The 13,952-nt window shown below is 43.7% G+C and carries 15 protein-coding genes; 2 read left to right on the top strand and 13 right to left on the bottom strand.

Features of this window, described 5'->3' with window-relative positions:
* Window positions 1–11: 11 nt before the first annotated feature.
* Window positions 12–650 (bottom strand): class I SAM-dependent DNA methyltransferase, encoded by a 639-nt coding sequence (locus tag ASU00_RS01405; protein WP_057911653.1) that lies wholly within the window; start codon window positions 648–650, stop codon window positions 12–14.
* A gap of 271 nt (window positions 651–921) precedes the next feature.
* On the opposite strand from ASU00_RS01405, the gene ASU00_RS01400 reads away from it, so the two are divergent.
* Window positions 922–1,134: a DUF2536 family protein gene (locus tag ASU00_RS01400; RefSeq protein WP_057911652.1), complete on the top strand. Its 213-nt coding sequence runs from the start codon at window positions 922–924 to the stop codon at window positions 1,132–1,134.
* Window positions 1,135–1,182: 48 nt separating this feature from the next.
* Here ASU00_RS01400 and ASU00_RS01395 read toward each other — a convergent pair whose 3' ends face one another.
* The 8 genes from ASU00_RS01395 to mltG form a co-directional block, all read right to left on the bottom strand.
* Window positions 1,183–1,851 carry a YrrS family protein gene (locus ASU00_RS01395; RefSeq protein WP_057911651.1) on the bottom strand — a complete coding sequence of 223 codons (669 nt, stop codon included), beginning with the start codon at window positions 1,849–1,851 and terminating at the stop codon, window positions 1,183–1,185.
* 99 nt (window positions 1,852–1,950) lie between these two features.
* Window positions 1,951–3,699 (bottom strand): peptidoglycan D,D-transpeptidase FtsI family protein, encoded by a 1,749-nt coding sequence (locus tag ASU00_RS01390; RefSeq protein WP_057911650.1) that lies wholly within the window; start codon window positions 3,697–3,699, stop codon window positions 1,951–1,953.
* A gap of 115 nt (window positions 3,700–3,814) precedes the next feature.
* Window positions 3,815–4,291, bottom strand: coding sequence for a transcription elongation factor GreA (gene greA, locus ASU00_RS01385; RefSeq protein ID WP_057911649.1), 477 nt, complete (start codon window positions 4,289–4,291; stop codon window positions 3,815–3,817).
* Window positions 4,292–4,581: 290 nt separating this feature from the next.
* Complete coding sequence (udk, locus tag ASU00_RS01380) at window positions 4,582–5,220, bottom strand: uridine kinase (protein WP_057911648.1); 639 nt, start codon at window positions 5,218–5,220, stop codon at window positions 4,582–4,584.
* Between the two features lies 1 nt (window position 5,221).
* Window positions 5,222–6,493 carry a peptidase U32 family protein gene (locus ASU00_RS01375; protein WP_057911647.1) on the bottom strand — a complete coding sequence of 424 codons (1,272 nt, stop codon included), beginning with the start codon at window positions 6,491–6,493 and terminating at the stop codon, window positions 5,222–5,224.
* A gap of 32 nt (window positions 6,494–6,525) precedes the next feature.
* Window positions 6,526–7,455 carry a peptidase U32 family protein gene (locus ASU00_RS01370; protein WP_057911646.1) on the bottom strand — a complete coding sequence of 310 codons (930 nt, stop codon included), beginning with the start codon at window positions 7,453–7,455 and terminating at the stop codon, window positions 6,526–6,528.
* Window positions 7,442–8,107 carry an O-methyltransferase gene (locus tag ASU00_RS01365; protein WP_236712561.1) on the bottom strand — a complete coding sequence of 222 codons (666 nt, stop codon included), beginning with the start codon at window positions 8,105–8,107 and terminating at the stop codon, window positions 7,442–7,444. Before ASU00_RS01365 ends, ASU00_RS01370 begins: the two co-directional genes overlap by 14 nt.
* Before the next feature lie 263 nt (window positions 8,108–8,370).
* Complete coding sequence (gene mltG / locus ASU00_RS01360) at window positions 8,371–9,513, bottom strand: endolytic transglycosylase MltG (RefSeq protein WP_057911644.1); 1,143 nt, start codon at window positions 9,511–9,513, stop codon at window positions 8,371–8,373.
* A gap of 330 nt (window positions 9,514–9,843) precedes the next feature.
* Between mltG and ASU00_RS25730 the strand changes: the two genes are divergently transcribed.
* Window positions 9,844–9,999, top strand: a complete 156-nt coding sequence (locus ASU00_RS25730; protein WP_169792901.1) for a hypothetical protein — start codon at window positions 9,844–9,846, stop codon at window positions 9,997–9,999.
* Window positions 10,000–10,211: 212 nt separating this feature from the next.
* On the opposite strand, the gene ASU00_RS01355 is transcribed toward ASU00_RS25730, so the two are convergent.
* From ASU00_RS01355 to alaS, 4 genes are all read right to left on the bottom strand, one after another.
* Entirely contained in the window at window positions 10,212–10,502 is a 291-nt protein-coding gene (locus ASU00_RS01355) for a DUF1292 domain-containing protein (RefSeq protein ID WP_034308630.1), read from the bottom strand.
* 11 nt (window positions 10,503–10,513) lie between these two features.
* Window positions 10,514–10,939, bottom strand: coding sequence for a Holliday junction resolvase RuvX (ruvX, locus tag ASU00_RS01350; RefSeq protein WP_057911643.1), 426 nt, complete (start codon window positions 10,937–10,939; stop codon window positions 10,514–10,516).
* On the bottom strand, window positions 10,939–11,208 hold the full coding sequence (locus tag ASU00_RS01345; protein ID WP_057911835.1) for an IreB family regulatory phosphoprotein: 270 nt from the start codon (window positions 11,206–11,208) through the stop codon (window positions 10,939–10,941). The genes ruvX and ASU00_RS01345 overlap by 1 nt, the downstream gene beginning before the upstream one ends.
* 66 nt (window positions 11,209–11,274) lie before the next feature.
* The gene (gene alaS, locus ASU00_RS01340) at window positions 11,275–13,911 is read right to left on the bottom strand and encodes an alanine--tRNA ligase (RefSeq protein ID WP_057911642.1); all 2,637 of its coding nucleotides are present in this window, start codon (window positions 13,909–13,911) and stop codon (window positions 11,275–11,277) included.
* Between the last annotated feature and the right edge of the window lie 41 nt (window positions 13,912–13,952).

Here is a 13,952-nt window from a genome sequence, read left to right as displayed (position 1 = left end):
CATACCTCTTCCTATAATTTTTCCGCCTCCATAATCCAGACAAACTGATTGCAGCGCTCGAAGTTCACTTTATAACCATGTTCTTCTAGCACTTTTGCCAAAAAAGGAATGGTTGTATAAAATTCGGTTTGCAAATCGTTCGCCAAATTATGAAAGCCTGCCTGCTTTGCATCGGAAATCGCTTGTTCATGCGCTTCCTTTGATTGGTACATCGTATCGGCAAACACTATTTTACCACCAGTATTCAGTAACTTTCCATAGCTGGCTATCGCTTTTTCTTTTTCTTCATCCGTTAAATGATGAAACGCATACGTACTCACGATCGAATCGACCTGCTCCGGCTCAGGGAAATCCATGAAATCGCCATCGGCAAGCTCCGTTCCAGCGCCCAACTTGCCGGCCGCAATCTCCCTCATCGCAGGTGAAGGCTCAATCCCCGTAACCTTAAGGCCTTTTGTCAATAACCTTTTCGTTAGATTCCCGGTACCGACGCCGAACTCCAGAACATGACCATGTACCCGATCCGTCACGCTATCCAAGATTTTGTCATAATGTTTAAAGACCTCTTGATATTCAATATCGTGTCCACCGACAGTATCATCATACGATTTCGACCATTCCTCAAATAACTCCAAAAATTCTCTGCCCATTTTTTATCACCTTTTTATTATAATATAATAAAGCCTATAAGTATAATATGAATTAAACGCAAAAATAGTGCTTGTTTTCTAGGCAAATCCACTATACGGCATACACCCAACTAAGCCTGATTTTATTATAATACAATAAATCCTATAAGTATAATATGAAATAATAAAAAAAAGAGTGTCGGTATTTTTAGGAAAAATCCCTCATTCAGTATTAGATTGGGCTAAATAGGTGTTACACTAGCAGTATCTAAAATGTTGGAGGGAAGTTACTGTGAATTTTCAGCTTGACTTAAACCTATTCGAAGATAAGATAGAGTTTTTTGAGGCAGAAAGCATCAAGAATCTCGAAGAAAAAATCCAAGCACAAATTGAAATCAATAAAGCGATCATGCTCCAGGTTCATTCCGTCTCGCACCAAATGTATGTAAGCGAGGAAGGCAGACGTTTTTATAGTGCCGTCGTTCACTTCAAAGCAAAAAAATGACCATCATGAAAAGCCCCCGGAAAGAGAGTTCTTCCGGGGGCTTACTGGCTATTTCCGTTTATCATTAACCTTCAATTCTTCGACTTTTACAGGTTTCCACCCTGAACCATCCACCCATTCAATATGGACGCGATAGGTTTTTGGATTGTCACCATCAGAAACGGTACCGATAGCCTTGTTGGGCGAACCGCCGTTTTGAAGCCACCACATCCTCAGGCTGCCTTCATCGATACCAGCTCCGAGCGCAATCGCTTTACTCATTTCATTCCAGTCGGCGGAGCCCTTTTGAAAGCTTGTCGTATGTTCCCCGGATTGCTCGGTACCGACTGGCTTCCAATCCTCACTCGTATAGGTGGACGCGACATTGCCATCCCCGCTGCCTTCCACTTCCACAAGCTCGGCATCTCCTGCCGTATCCGAGGCGGCATCATCCTCGGCAGTCTCTACTTCTTCTTCCTCCTTTGCAGGAAGATCTTCGTCCGTGTCCTTTTCCGAATCCTTTTCTTCCACTTTTCCGGCAGGTTTGTCCACCTTGCCCTTATCTTTATCGGCAATTTTCTTCGGTTCAGTCGTGGTTGGATCCGCTTTCGTATCGCCATCACTTAAGAAGATGGTGATGGCAACAACGACGATTAAAATGGAAACGATCGTAATTGCGATATTGTATATTTTATTTATTTTTCTTTTTTGATCTCGCTGATTGAATCTTGAGCCCAAGCTCCATTCCTCCCTTACCATTTCTTACTGCCCCATTTTAACATGATTCAGCCACAGATAGAAGGGAATGGTTTCCTACACTTTTCGCCAATTCTCGTATCAGTCCTGGTTCTTGGAGTATAAAACTTTTACAATATCTGAGAAAAGCGGCGTCATGCTGGAACTATTCTCCTCCGTTTCAAAACTTACGGTAACTAGCGCATATTGGGGATTTTTATATGGGAAGTAGCCCGCAAACCATTTATTAAGCTTTTGGGACTTCCCTTCTTTAATTACCGTTTGAGCTGTACCGGATTTGCCCGCAACCTCCACAGGCAAATCTCTTAAGGAAGCACCGGTCCCCTTATCTTCCGTCACAACCTTCCTAAGGAGATGCTGCATCTTCATCGCTGTGTAGGGAGAAAGGGTCTCGCCTCCCATGCTTTGATCCTTAAAGTCCACCACAGTCGTACTATTATTGAATTCGACCTTGGAAACGGCTTTCACTTGTTCCTTCTTGCCTCCACGGGCAATCGTGGCCATCATGTTCGCTATCGCGAGCGGTGTCGTTTGGACATTTTGCTGGCCTATGGCGGTTTGGGCAATCATGTTGGAATTTTTCTTGGAATCATCGTCGTTCCAGACCTTTCCGGTTTGTTCATGGTACAACTGAGTGACTTTCGTATGATACACATCACCTTGCCAGCCCGTTTCACCAATCAAGCCTAACTTTTCCGCATACGTTTCGAGAAAGTCAGGTTCCTTTTCGGCGATTTCCTGTGACAATTCGGCAAATGTCCTGTTACAGCTTTGGGCAAAGCTGCTTTCGAAATTCAGCATCCCCAACTCCCTCTGTTCATCCGTCTTTCCTTTAATCGTCAAGTTACAATTGAATGTCCTGGACGGGCTTGCCGCTTCATGATCGATGGCAGCAGCAGCCGTAACCGTTTTAAAGACGGATCCTGGTGCTTTTTGCGTCAGCATCATATTGACCGCTCCTGAGCCATTCGGATCTTTAATGTTCATGGCCGGACGAGATACCATGGCGACGATTTCACTTTTTTTGATATCGATCAGTACGAGTCCGCCTTTTTTTATGCCGCGTTCATCTACCAGCTTTTCCGCCTTTTCCTGTATTTCTTTATCAATCGTCGTTACGACCTTCACGGGGTATAAGGGGTTGGCTGGTTCCACGTATTTCACATCAACACCAAACATCGGGCCGCCGCTTGCATCCACGTGAAAGACGAGCTTCGATTCACCATTCGATAGCAAAAACTCATCAAAGGTCCTTTGCAGTCCTGAATTGCCTATTTTCGTTTCCGGAGATAAATTCATGTCCGGATACCGTTTTTTCTTCTCGGCATCCGATATATTCGTCGTGCCGATCAATTGCGCTGCAGGTGTTTGATTGTGATACAGCTTTTCGTTCACGGCAAAGACCCCTGGGATCTTCAATTGGTTAATGGCCTTCGATTGGCTTGCCGTCAATTCTATCGGATCATCCCCGCCGAATACGAATGGTTCATCCGCTTGTTCAATTGCCCGTTTCAGCTCACTTTCCGATTTGCCGATTATCGAAGCGATTTCATCTATAGGCCATGTCATTTTTTTCAGAAACGGAAACAGCACGAGCGTGGGGATTTCTTCATGAGCAAGCGGCTCCCCATTTCGATCATAGAACTTTCCACGTCCGTCATCAATCTTTAGTATTTGTGACCGCTGCTCCACGCTTGCTTCTATTAGATTTACATCATGCTTTGAAAAAGATTCTGTCGATACGAGTTGAATGTAAGCAAGCCTGCCTATGAGTATCAGCATGCAAGCGGTCAAAAGAAATGCCAGCAACCTCATTCGTTTCTTTTTCATTAAAATACACCTCGTAAACATTGTTGACGAGGTGCGAATTTTTAAACAATTACAAACAACTTTTTGCCCGCAAAAAAAAGAGGATGCCCTAAGGACACCCTCTAAAATCCGTTAATTAGCTGATGGATACAATCTTGACGCTCATTTCGCCGCCAGGTGTTTGGATCGATACTTTATCGCCAACCCTTTTCCCTATCAGGCTTTTCGCGATTGGAGAATCATTGGAGATTTTCCCGTCAAATGGGTCCGCTTCAACGCTCCCTACGATGGAATATGTTTCCTCGTCACCGTTTGGAAGTTCTACGAATGTTACCGTCTTGCCTAGCGAAACTGTATCTGTATTCGAATCATTGCCTTCGATGATTCTTGCATTACGGATCATGTTTTCGATCGTTGTGATGCGGCCTTCAACGAATGCTTGTTCTTCTTTAGCGGAATCATATTCGGAGTTTTCGGAAAGATCCCCGAAACTGCGGGCGATCTTGATTCTCTCCACTACTTCTTTCCGTTTAACCGTTTTTAATTGTTCCAGTTCCTGTTCAAGTTTTAACTTTCCTTCTTTAGTCATTGGATATTCTTTTTCAATTGCCAAAACCCTTCACTCCTTCAAATTCTTTATGCCAAGTTTATGTACGATATAGTGCTTAACTCTAAAACCTTGAGTCAAAATATATAAGTGCGCGACTTAAAAAACACGCACAACCGATACTAAGGAACAACCGTTCTTTAATATATGAACCGACTGCGTTGAACAGCCGGTTCATTCTGTATCAAGAATAGAGTATTGCGTTTCCCAGCATTTGTCCAGTATTTCCCCCTAAATAAATGGGATTATTTCAAAAACGGAGGAAAATGGCGCCTATCATTATTTATGCTATGTTATTACAAAAAAGACTTTTGTTCAAGGATTGTTTGTATTTTAGTCACCATGAGGTCAATCGCAACATGGTTTTGTCCACCTTCAGGAATGATGATGTCGGCATAACGTTTCGTCGGTTCGATGAACTGGTTGTGCATCGGGCGGACGACACTGATATATTGATCGATGACGGACTCTATGGAACGGCCGCGTTCTTTAATGTCACGCGTCATCCTGCGGAGTATCCGCAAGTCCGCATCCGTATCCACATATAGCTTCATGTCCATCAAGTCACGAAGGCGTTCATCCTCTAACACCAGAATCCCTTCAAGAATGATGACATCCTGCGGTTCGACGGCGATGACCTCCTCCGAACGAGTATGGATCGAATAATCATAAACGGGTTTCTCTATCGTTTCGTAGCGCAGTAAAGCGTTAAGGTGTTCGATTAACAAATCATTATCAAATGCCAACGGATGATCATAATTCGTTTTCAACCGCTCTTCAAACGGCAGATGACTTTGATCTTTATAGTAATAATCTTGTTCGATCATCAAGATCGAGTGTCCTTGAAAGAATTCAAAAATGGAACGGGTAACACTCGTTTTCCCTGATCCCGAACCTCCCGTAACTCCGATGACCACTGGTTTTTTTCTTGTCATATCAATTCTCCTTCCGCATCATATTGCTCACATATACTCTATTATCTACTTGAATGCGGACAATTTGAAGCGGATGGCGGGCAGCCTCCAGCTCGTTGCCTGACTCATCCCAGATCGTTCCGATTTTTTGTGTAAAGTTTTCAATTTCCGGACCGAAAAACTCGACTTCATCACCAGGCTTGAAGAAGTTACGCTGTTGCATCGTCGCGATTTGCGTTTCCTCGTCGTAATCAAGCACCAATCCTGCGAAGTCGAAGCGAGTCTTTACGGTATGATTCCCGAACATTTGCTGTTTATACCCAGGAATTTCACCTTCCATGAACGATGATGCCGTCTCACGATTTGCACACTTATCAAGCTCCTCCAGCCATTCTTGTTTAATCTTGAAATGGTCGGGATCGGCGCAATACGCATCAATAGCCTTGCGATAGACACTGATAACAGTAGCGATATAATGAATCGATTTCATTCTTCCTTCGACTTTTAAGCTATCAATGCCGATTTCAATCATGCCCGGCAGTGATTCAATCAGCTTCAGGTCTTTCGGGCTCATGGCGAATGGAGCATCTTCTTTATCGAATAAAGCCTTTTCCCCATCTTGATCCAGCTCATATAAATCATAATCCCAACGGCAGGACTGACAGCAGCCACCGCGATTCGAATCACGCGCCGTCATATGATTCGAAAGCGTGCAGCGTCCTGAATAAGCGATGCACATGGCACCATGAACGAATGCCTCGATTTCGACATCGACCTTTTCCTTCATTTCACGGATTTCTTCAGCACTTGTCTCACGGGCCAAGACGACACGCTCCAAGCCCTCCTCTTTCCAATACTGAACAGCCTTCCAGTTCGAAAGGGATTGCTGCGTGCTTAAATGGATCTCTACTTTCGGAGCGACTCTCTTGCACGTTTCAATGATAAGCGGATCGGCGACGATGATTCCATGAACACCAGCCTCCTGAAGGCCTGCCAAATATTCATCAAGACCATCGATATTTTCATTATGCGCGAAGATATTAGTCGTCACATATACTTTAGCACCGTACTTTTTCGCAAATTCGACGCCTTCGGTCATTTCCTCGAACGTGAAATTCCCTGCATTGGAACGCAGTCCATATTCCTGCCCGCCAATGAAAACGGCATCGGCGCCATAATGGACGGCAATTTTTAGTTTTTCCAAGTTGCCAGCTGGGGCCAGCAATTCCGGTTTTTTAACAATGACTCTCTTTCCATCGACGATCCTGGAAATTTTATCAGCAATAGCATTCAAGGCTATTCCTCCTCTTTCTCTTACCCTTTTCTTTAATAAACCGACTCTTTAAAGAAGAAGCCTGTATCCAACTGTCGGCTAACCGGCTGAACCGCTTTGACTTTTTCATAAAGTTCCATTTTCGAATCTTCATATCCGTCGGGATCCTCTGCGCATAAATCTATCGCTTCCCGGTATAGCTTGGTCATCTCCGTGATATACTCAGGAGTTTGTAATAATCCTTCGATCTTTAACGAATCGATTTCCGCCTCAATCAATTCCTGCAGTTCATCGATCATGCACATATCGTTCGGGCTCATGATATGTGTACCGTTTTCATCTTCATATATCGGATATTTGTTTTCGCGTTCCTTATCATGCAGAAACATATTTCTACTTTCCTTGCGATTTTCCACTTCCAATTCCTTGCCTTGGTATTCAAAATAATTTCCCAGAAGCGTCCGTTTGGACTGGAACATGCACGTCATGCCGTGTACCTGAACTTCAAGCTCGACCTCGGCATTTTCCTTCATTTCGACTATTTCGTCCAAACTTATTTCACGGGCAGCAAGGGCTCGGACTGCACCGCGTTTTCCCCAATAATTACAGGTGTACCAGTTCGTCACCGTCATCTCTGTATTCCAGTGCAGGGGCATATCAGGAGCAACGGCTCGGACTGCCATCAAGACTGCCGGATCACCGAATACAATCCGGTCTGCACCAGCCTCGTTTAGGAATGTGACATAGTCTTCTAGCTCGTCCACCTTTTCATTATGAAATATGGCGTTCATCGACACGTACACTTTTTTGCCTGCGGCATGGGCGATCTCTATCGCTTTCTTGATATCCTCACGGGTGAATTCCCCTGACAGCCTAAGAGCGTACCGCTGTTCGCCAATGACGAAGGCGTCAGCACCAGCATCGATAAGCTCTGCGATATGATTGACAGTCGTCGGGGTCACGAGTAATTCAGGCTTTTTCATTTTTGTCACCTCTATGTTTACTTATGGCCACACCATCACCTATCGGCAATATTACGGTATCGAAATGAGGATGGTCATGTAACCATATGTTAAAGTCTCTGATTTTTTTGATGAGAGCTCGCTTACGTCTCGTCATTTCCATTTCTTCGATGTTTTCTGCAACCAAGCCTTTAAATAATACATTATCAGTAATGATAACTCCAGCTTTGGCAAGGAATGGTTCAAACAGTTCAAAAAAGCGCTTGTACTGCCCCTTGGCGGCATCCACGAAGATGATATCATACGGGCCATGTTCCACTACTTTCGGCCCTGCCTCAAGGGCATCCCCTTCAATGAGAGTGATCCTATTGGATAGTCCAGCTTTCTTGATGTTGGCTTTTGCCTGCTCTATACGAGCCTCATTGCGTTCAAGCGTCACGATCTTAGCATCTGGCAGTGTTTCAGCCATCCTTATGGCCGAATAGCCAATTGCGGAGCCGACCTCCAATATCGCCTTCGGCTGATGAAGCCTTAAGATCTGAAGCAGCACCTCAATGCCTTCCGGCTCCATGATCGGCACATTATGTTCCAATGCAAAATCTTCCATTTCCTTGATCAACCCCGTACGCTCTGGAATCAAGGAATGAAGATATTGTTCTATTTTTACGTTCAAAACGTTTCCTCCAATTATAAGAAAAACGAAAGCGCTTGGTCACTCCATGTCATACATGCCCGGTCAGCTTTCCATTGCCTGCACGTTTAATAATGGCCTTAAGCATATATGCTTGACGATCTACATTTCCCTATCTTTCAAAATAAAACCCGGCATGCGCCGAGTTACTAATCACCGATAAAACGGTTCCGAAAATTCACTTGTACTATTCTATCATAAAAACAAGGGGAAAGTAATATCCCTCCCCCTCCGTTACGCTGCATTTATTTATTGGAAATATGCTCTGCTTTTTTCGTATTATGTTCATCCAAGTTTTTGGAATAAAGGACTTCTCCTTCTGGTGTTGCCAAGAAGTATAGGAAATCCGTTTTCTCGGGTTTCAATGCAGCTTCTATCGATGTCGCTCCAGCATTGGCAATCGGCCCTGGCGGCAGTCCCTTGTTCTTATATGTATTATACGGGGACTTCACCTCTAGGTCTTTATAATACACCCTGCTTTTATGGGAACCTTTTGCATACAGCACGGTAGGATCCGTTTGAAGCGGCATATCCTCCTTGATTCGATTGTAGAAGACGGAGGCTATTTTACCGCGGTCAACTTGTGCCGTCGCTTCTTCTTCCACTAGCGAAGCAAACGTCAGCATCTCGTGCACGGAATAATCATCTTTTTCCATCTGCGATTCATAAGCTTGGAGAGTCTCTTCCGTTTTCTTCAGCATCTCTGTCACGATCGAATCCAAGTTTGGTTTTTCCTCGTAAAAGTCATAGGTTGCCGGGAAAAGATATCCTTCGAGCGGATATAGAACCTTTTCATTTTCGATTTCCGAAGTCAATAGCTCCGGGAATTGCTTCTGCATGGACTTGACGAATTTCTTATCATTCAATTCCTCAAAGACTTTTTTCGGTTCTTGGTCCGTCTTTTCGGCAATGATATCGGCGATTTGGACAAGCTGCTTCCCCTCAGGGATCGTAATCTTGAATGCTGCTTCTTTCATCAGTTTCCCGGTTTTGATGCTTGTGACGATATCTTCGATCGGCATGGATGGTGATAACTTATACTCCCCTGCCTGAAAACCGGATTCATTGCGGAATTTAATATAATATTTGAATACGCGTGCGTCCTTGATTATTCCCTGCTCTTCAAGCAATGTTGAAATGCCGTTCACCGAAGAACCGATGGGGATTTTCACTTTCTTGATGGTATCATCGTCAGGGTCGACGGGTTTCATGGCCGAGTTAATATATAAAAAGCCCACGAGACCAACGATTCCAATTAATAAAATTAGCGAAGCTATCGTAATCAAGATAATTTTACGTACAAGCCTGGCTTCTCCTTGCCGTTCCAACAGTTTCATTTGAATATGTTCCTTTTTAGATAAATTATGATCTTTTTCATCCATTTTCATTCCCCCTGCAAACTCACACCAACTAGAGAATGGTTTCTAGATGATGCTTTCTCTAATTAGACTTTGCTTCGAACATTATACTAAAACCAACAAAAAATTACATGTTTTTTGTGAAACTACATGAATTTTTCCTCTTTTTATGGCAAAAACGCACTAGTTTTGTCAGTTACAGAAGTTTTCAACCAGGAAGATAGGCGTTTTTTTTTACCAACATCCGTCTAACGGTTAGACGAATTTCCATATTTTTGTTAGACATTTATTGCGCAAAACCGAATAATGATATAAATAGGTTTTGATTGATTGTATGAAAAGGGAAGGCGGTGTGAAGGGTTGGATAATTCTTATTTTGTCGGATGGGGAACGTTGGCACTCATTAATGCCGGACTTGCTCAAGGTAAAAATAGAACGGCGTTGAATTGGTTTTTGCTCTCTTTAGTTTTAGGTCCCTTAGCAACTTTTATTCTTTTGTTCGTAGGAAAAAGATAGAGCTGCATTGGTACATAAATGAAAAAAACGATCCTGCATTTCGTTAAATTTCCATCGCATATGGTTTTGGAGGATTTGGACTTCAATCATTTCATTTGTTTTATAGAACATAAAAAAGATGCCGTCTGCAAAATACAGACAGCATCTCCTTCAAGTTGCCTAGTTTTTTAAAATGTCCTAAAGGATACATTTTAGAAGCTAGGTTCGTTTTTTTATTCTTCTTCGGCTTCTTCCTGGTCAAGGAATGTATTTAACATTTCTTCGACTAGATCCCACTCTTCTTCTGTTTCGATCGGTGTAAGTTCTCCATCTTTATTATCTTCGCTCGGTACGAATGAAGAAGCGTGGATTTCGATTTCTTCCTCTTCATCTTCTGCAGACATCGGATAGTAAAGGACATAAGATTTGTTGAATTTATCTGAATCGAATGTGAAAAGGATTTCGCAAAGCTGCTCGTTTCCGTTTTCATCTACTACTGTAATGTTGTTTTCACCGTGTTCCATTTGCATTCACCTCATATTGAATTTGTTTGTCTGTCCAAGAAACCTTGCAGAATCATGACAGCTGCCATTTTATCAATGACTTTTTTGCGTTTGCTTCGGCTCACGTCCGCCTCAAGAAGGACACGTTCAGCCGCCATAGTTGTCAACCGTTCATCCCAGAGAAACACCGGCAGCTTGAATTTTCTTTCTAAACGCTTAGCGAAATCTTGGCTTATTTCGCCTCGCGGTCCAACAGTCCCGTTCATATTCTTAGGTAATCCGAGGACGATTTTAGAAACTTCATGTTCTTTTATAATTTCATTGAGACGTTTAAAGCCGAAGTCATTTCCCGCTTCGTTAATTTTGATCGTTTCCAATCCTTGTGCAGTCCAGCCCATCGCGTCGCTTACGGCGACGCCGATCGTTTTTGAACCTAAATCAAGTCCCATTGTGCGCATTAGTATTCCTCTCGATGTTTCTTAAGATACGACTTGACCAATTCTTCGATGATTTCGTCGCGTTCAAGCTTACGGATGATGTTTCTAGCATCCATATGGCGCGGAATGTAGGCCGGGTCACCGGATAATAGATAACCGACGATCTGGTTGATCGGATTATAACCTTTTTCCTGAAGTGCAACATAAACTTGAGACAATACTTCTTGTACATCTCTTTCGAATGGTTCTTCGGGAAAATTAAATTTCATCGTTTTATCAAAGGAACTCATTAACATGCACCTCTCCTCAGCGTCCAGAATCCACTATTACCTACATTGTACAACACTTTTGCTGGATTATGAAATCGATAAGACCCATTCTTCAACAAAATTAAGGGCTGCATCCAATTTTTCCGGGTCTTTTCCGCCGGCTTGGGCCATATCCGGACGTCCGCCGCCCCCGCCGCCGCAACGGGAAGCCACTTCTTTGATCAATTTGCCTGCATGGAAACCACGATCGATATAATCTTTCGTAACACCTGCTATCAAATTGACTTTATCACCTTGGGCCGATCCTAATACGATAATGACAGAATCAAGCTTTTGTTTCAAATCATCCGCCATGGCGCGCAGATTATTCATGTCTGTAGCTTGAACCTTGGCCACCAATACTTGTACACCATTGATTTCTTTCACGTTAGAGACGAGGCTGCCAGCTTCGATATTGCTTAATTTGGCAGTCAGGCTTTCATTTTCACGATGAAGATCCTTCACCTCAGCCAAAACCGTTTCAATTCTTGAAGGAACATCCTTCAAGTTCGTTTTCAATTTAGCTGCTGCCTCTTTTAAGATGCCGATTTGATCAGTCATCAATTGGTAAGCACCAGCACCCGTCACTGCTTCAATCCGGCGTGTGCCCGCACCGATGCCGCTTTCGGAGACGATTTTGAACAAGCCGATCACAGCGGTATTCGGGACATGTACACCCCCGCAAAGCTCAAGGCTATAATCGCCGATTTGAACGACACGGACGACCTTGCCGTATTTCTCGCCGAACAAGGCCATGGCACCCATCGCTTTAGCTTCATCAATATTTTTATAGTCCGTGTTCACTTGTAAGCTTTGCCAAATCTTTTCATTGACAATCGTTTCGATTTGTTCAATCTCTTCCGCCGTTATCTGGCCGAAATGAGAGAAGTCGAAACGAAGGCGCTCAGCTTGTACGAGTGAACCAGCCTGATTGACATGTGTACCAAGAACGTCCTTCAACGCCTGATGCAACAGATGTGTCGCTGTATGATTTTTCGTGATATGGATGCGATTTTCTTGATTGACCGCAGCTGTAATATTGGAATCTGTCGTTAAAGTGCCGGCAACGACCGTTACACGGTGCAGGTTTTGACCATTCGGTGCCTTTTGAACATCGTGGACTTCCACTTTCACCGATTCACTTGCCATCGTTCCTTTATCAGCTATTTGTCCGCCGCTTTCAGCATAGAAAGGAGTTTTGTCCAGAATGACCTGTACTTCCTCCCCTTCCTGTGCCTCCATGACAAGCTCGCCATTTTTTATGATGGACACAACTTTAGCCTCAACCGCAACTTGATCATAGCCGACGAATTCACTTTCGACCTTAATATCGCCCAATACTCCGCCTTGAATTTGCATCGAATCCACATCTTGTCGCGCTGAACGGGCACGTTCACGCTGTGCATCCATTTCTTTTTCGAATCCAGCTTGATCGACGGTCATGCCTTCTTCTTCGGCATATTCTTCCGTTAACTCGATCGGGAAGCCATATGTGTCATATAAACGGAAAGCATCGCTGCCAGGAATGGTCGTGCCGCCTTTTTGCTTTTCCTTTTTAATGACCTCGGAAAGTATGGAAAGTCCATCATGAAGCGTTTCATGGAAGCGTTCTTCTTCATTTTTGATTACTTTTGCAATGAAATCTTTATTATTCAGGACTTCAGGATAGAAGTCTTTCATGATTTCACCGACGACTGTTACAAGCTCGAACATGAATGGACGATTGATGTTAATTTGCTTCGCATATCGAACCGCTCTGCGAAGTAAACGGCGCAACACATAACCACGGCCTTCGTTGGATGGAAGAGCTCCGTCCCCTACAGCGAATGCTACCGTGCGGATATGGTCGGCAATGACCTTGAAGGCAACATCTTTTTCTGAGTCGACGCCATATTTCACATCGGCGATTTCTTCGACCGCTGTGATGATTGGCATGAATAGATCGGTATCATAGTTCGTCGCCACATCTTGAACGACGGAAGCCATGCGTTCAAGCCCCATGCCCGTATCGATGTTTTTCTTTGGAAGCGGTGTGTAAGAACCGTCCGGATTATGGTTGAATTGAGAAAACACGAGATTCCAGACTTCCAGATGACGTTCATTTTCCCCGCCTGGATATAGCTCCGGATCATTCGGATCATCACCATATGCTGGTCCGCGGTCGTAGAAAATTTCTGTATTCGGGCCGCTCGGGCCTTCTCCGATATCCCAGAAGTTTTCTTCGAGACGAATGATTCTTTCAGCAGGAACACCAATCTTTTTATTCCAAAGTTCAAAAGCTTCATCATCTTCCGGATGGATCGTCACGGCTAATTTCTCTTTATCGAACCCGATCCATTTTTCATCCGTCAAAAACTCCCATGCCCAGGTGATGGCTTCTTCTTTGAAGTATTCACCAATCGAGAAGTTACCTAGCATTTCGAAAAACGTGTGATGACGTGCCGTTTTCCCCACATTTTCGATATCGTTCGTCCGAATCGCCTTTTGTGCATTCGTGATCCGTGGATTCTCGGGAATCACCCGTCCATCAAAATATTTCTTTAACGTCGCAACCCCTGAGTTAATCCAAAGCAGTGATGGATCTTCATGAGGAACCAGTGACGCACTCGGTTCGATGTTATGGCCTTTTTCACTAAAAAAATCTAAATACATTTGGCGGATTTGAGCACCAGTTAAATACTTCATATATATATCCTCCTTTAAAAAATTATGTAATTTTTGAGCAC

The organism is Peribacillus muralis (genome assembly GCF_001439925.1).
In the GTDB taxonomy this organism is placed as follows: Bacteria; Bacillota; Bacilli; order Bacillales; family DSM-1321; genus Peribacillus; species Peribacillus muralis.
Note: the sequence above shows the minus strand (reverse complement) of the source record. Positions and strands in the feature narration are given on the sequence as shown.

Coding starts and splice junctions, on each gene's coding strand:
- ASU00_RS01405 (WP_057911653.1), bottom strand. CDS start 650: ATGGGCAGAGAATTTTTGGAGTTATTTGAGGAATGGTCGAAATCGTAT.
- ASU00_RS01390 (WP_057911650.1), bottom strand. CDS start 3,699: ATGAAAAAGAAACGAATGAGGTTGCTGGCATTTCTTTTGACCGCTTGC.
- udk (WP_057911648.1), bottom strand. CDS start 5,220: ATGACAAGAAAAAAACCAGTGGTCATCGGAGTTACGGGAGGTTCGGGA.
- ASU00_RS01370 (WP_057911646.1), bottom strand. CDS start 7,455: ATGAAAAAGCCTGAATTACTCGTGACCCCGACGACTGTCAATCATATC.
- mltG (WP_057911644.1), bottom strand. CDS start 9,513: ATGAAAATGGATGAAAAAGATCATAATTTATCTAAAAAGGAACATATT.
- ASU00_RS01355 (WP_034308630.1), bottom strand. CDS start 10,502: ATGGAACACGGTGAAAACAACATTACAGTAGTAGATGAAAACGGAAAC.
- ruvX (WP_057911643.1), bottom strand. CDS start 10,939: ATGCGCACAATGGGACTTGATTTAGGTTCAAAAACGATCGGCGTCGCC.
- ASU00_RS01345 (WP_057911835.1), bottom strand. CDS start 11,208: ATGAGTTCCTTTGATAAAACGATGAAATTTAATTTTCCCGAAGAACCA.
- alaS (WP_057911642.1), bottom strand. CDS start 13,911: ATGAAGTATTTAACTGGTGCTCAAATCCGCCAAATGTATTTAGATTTT.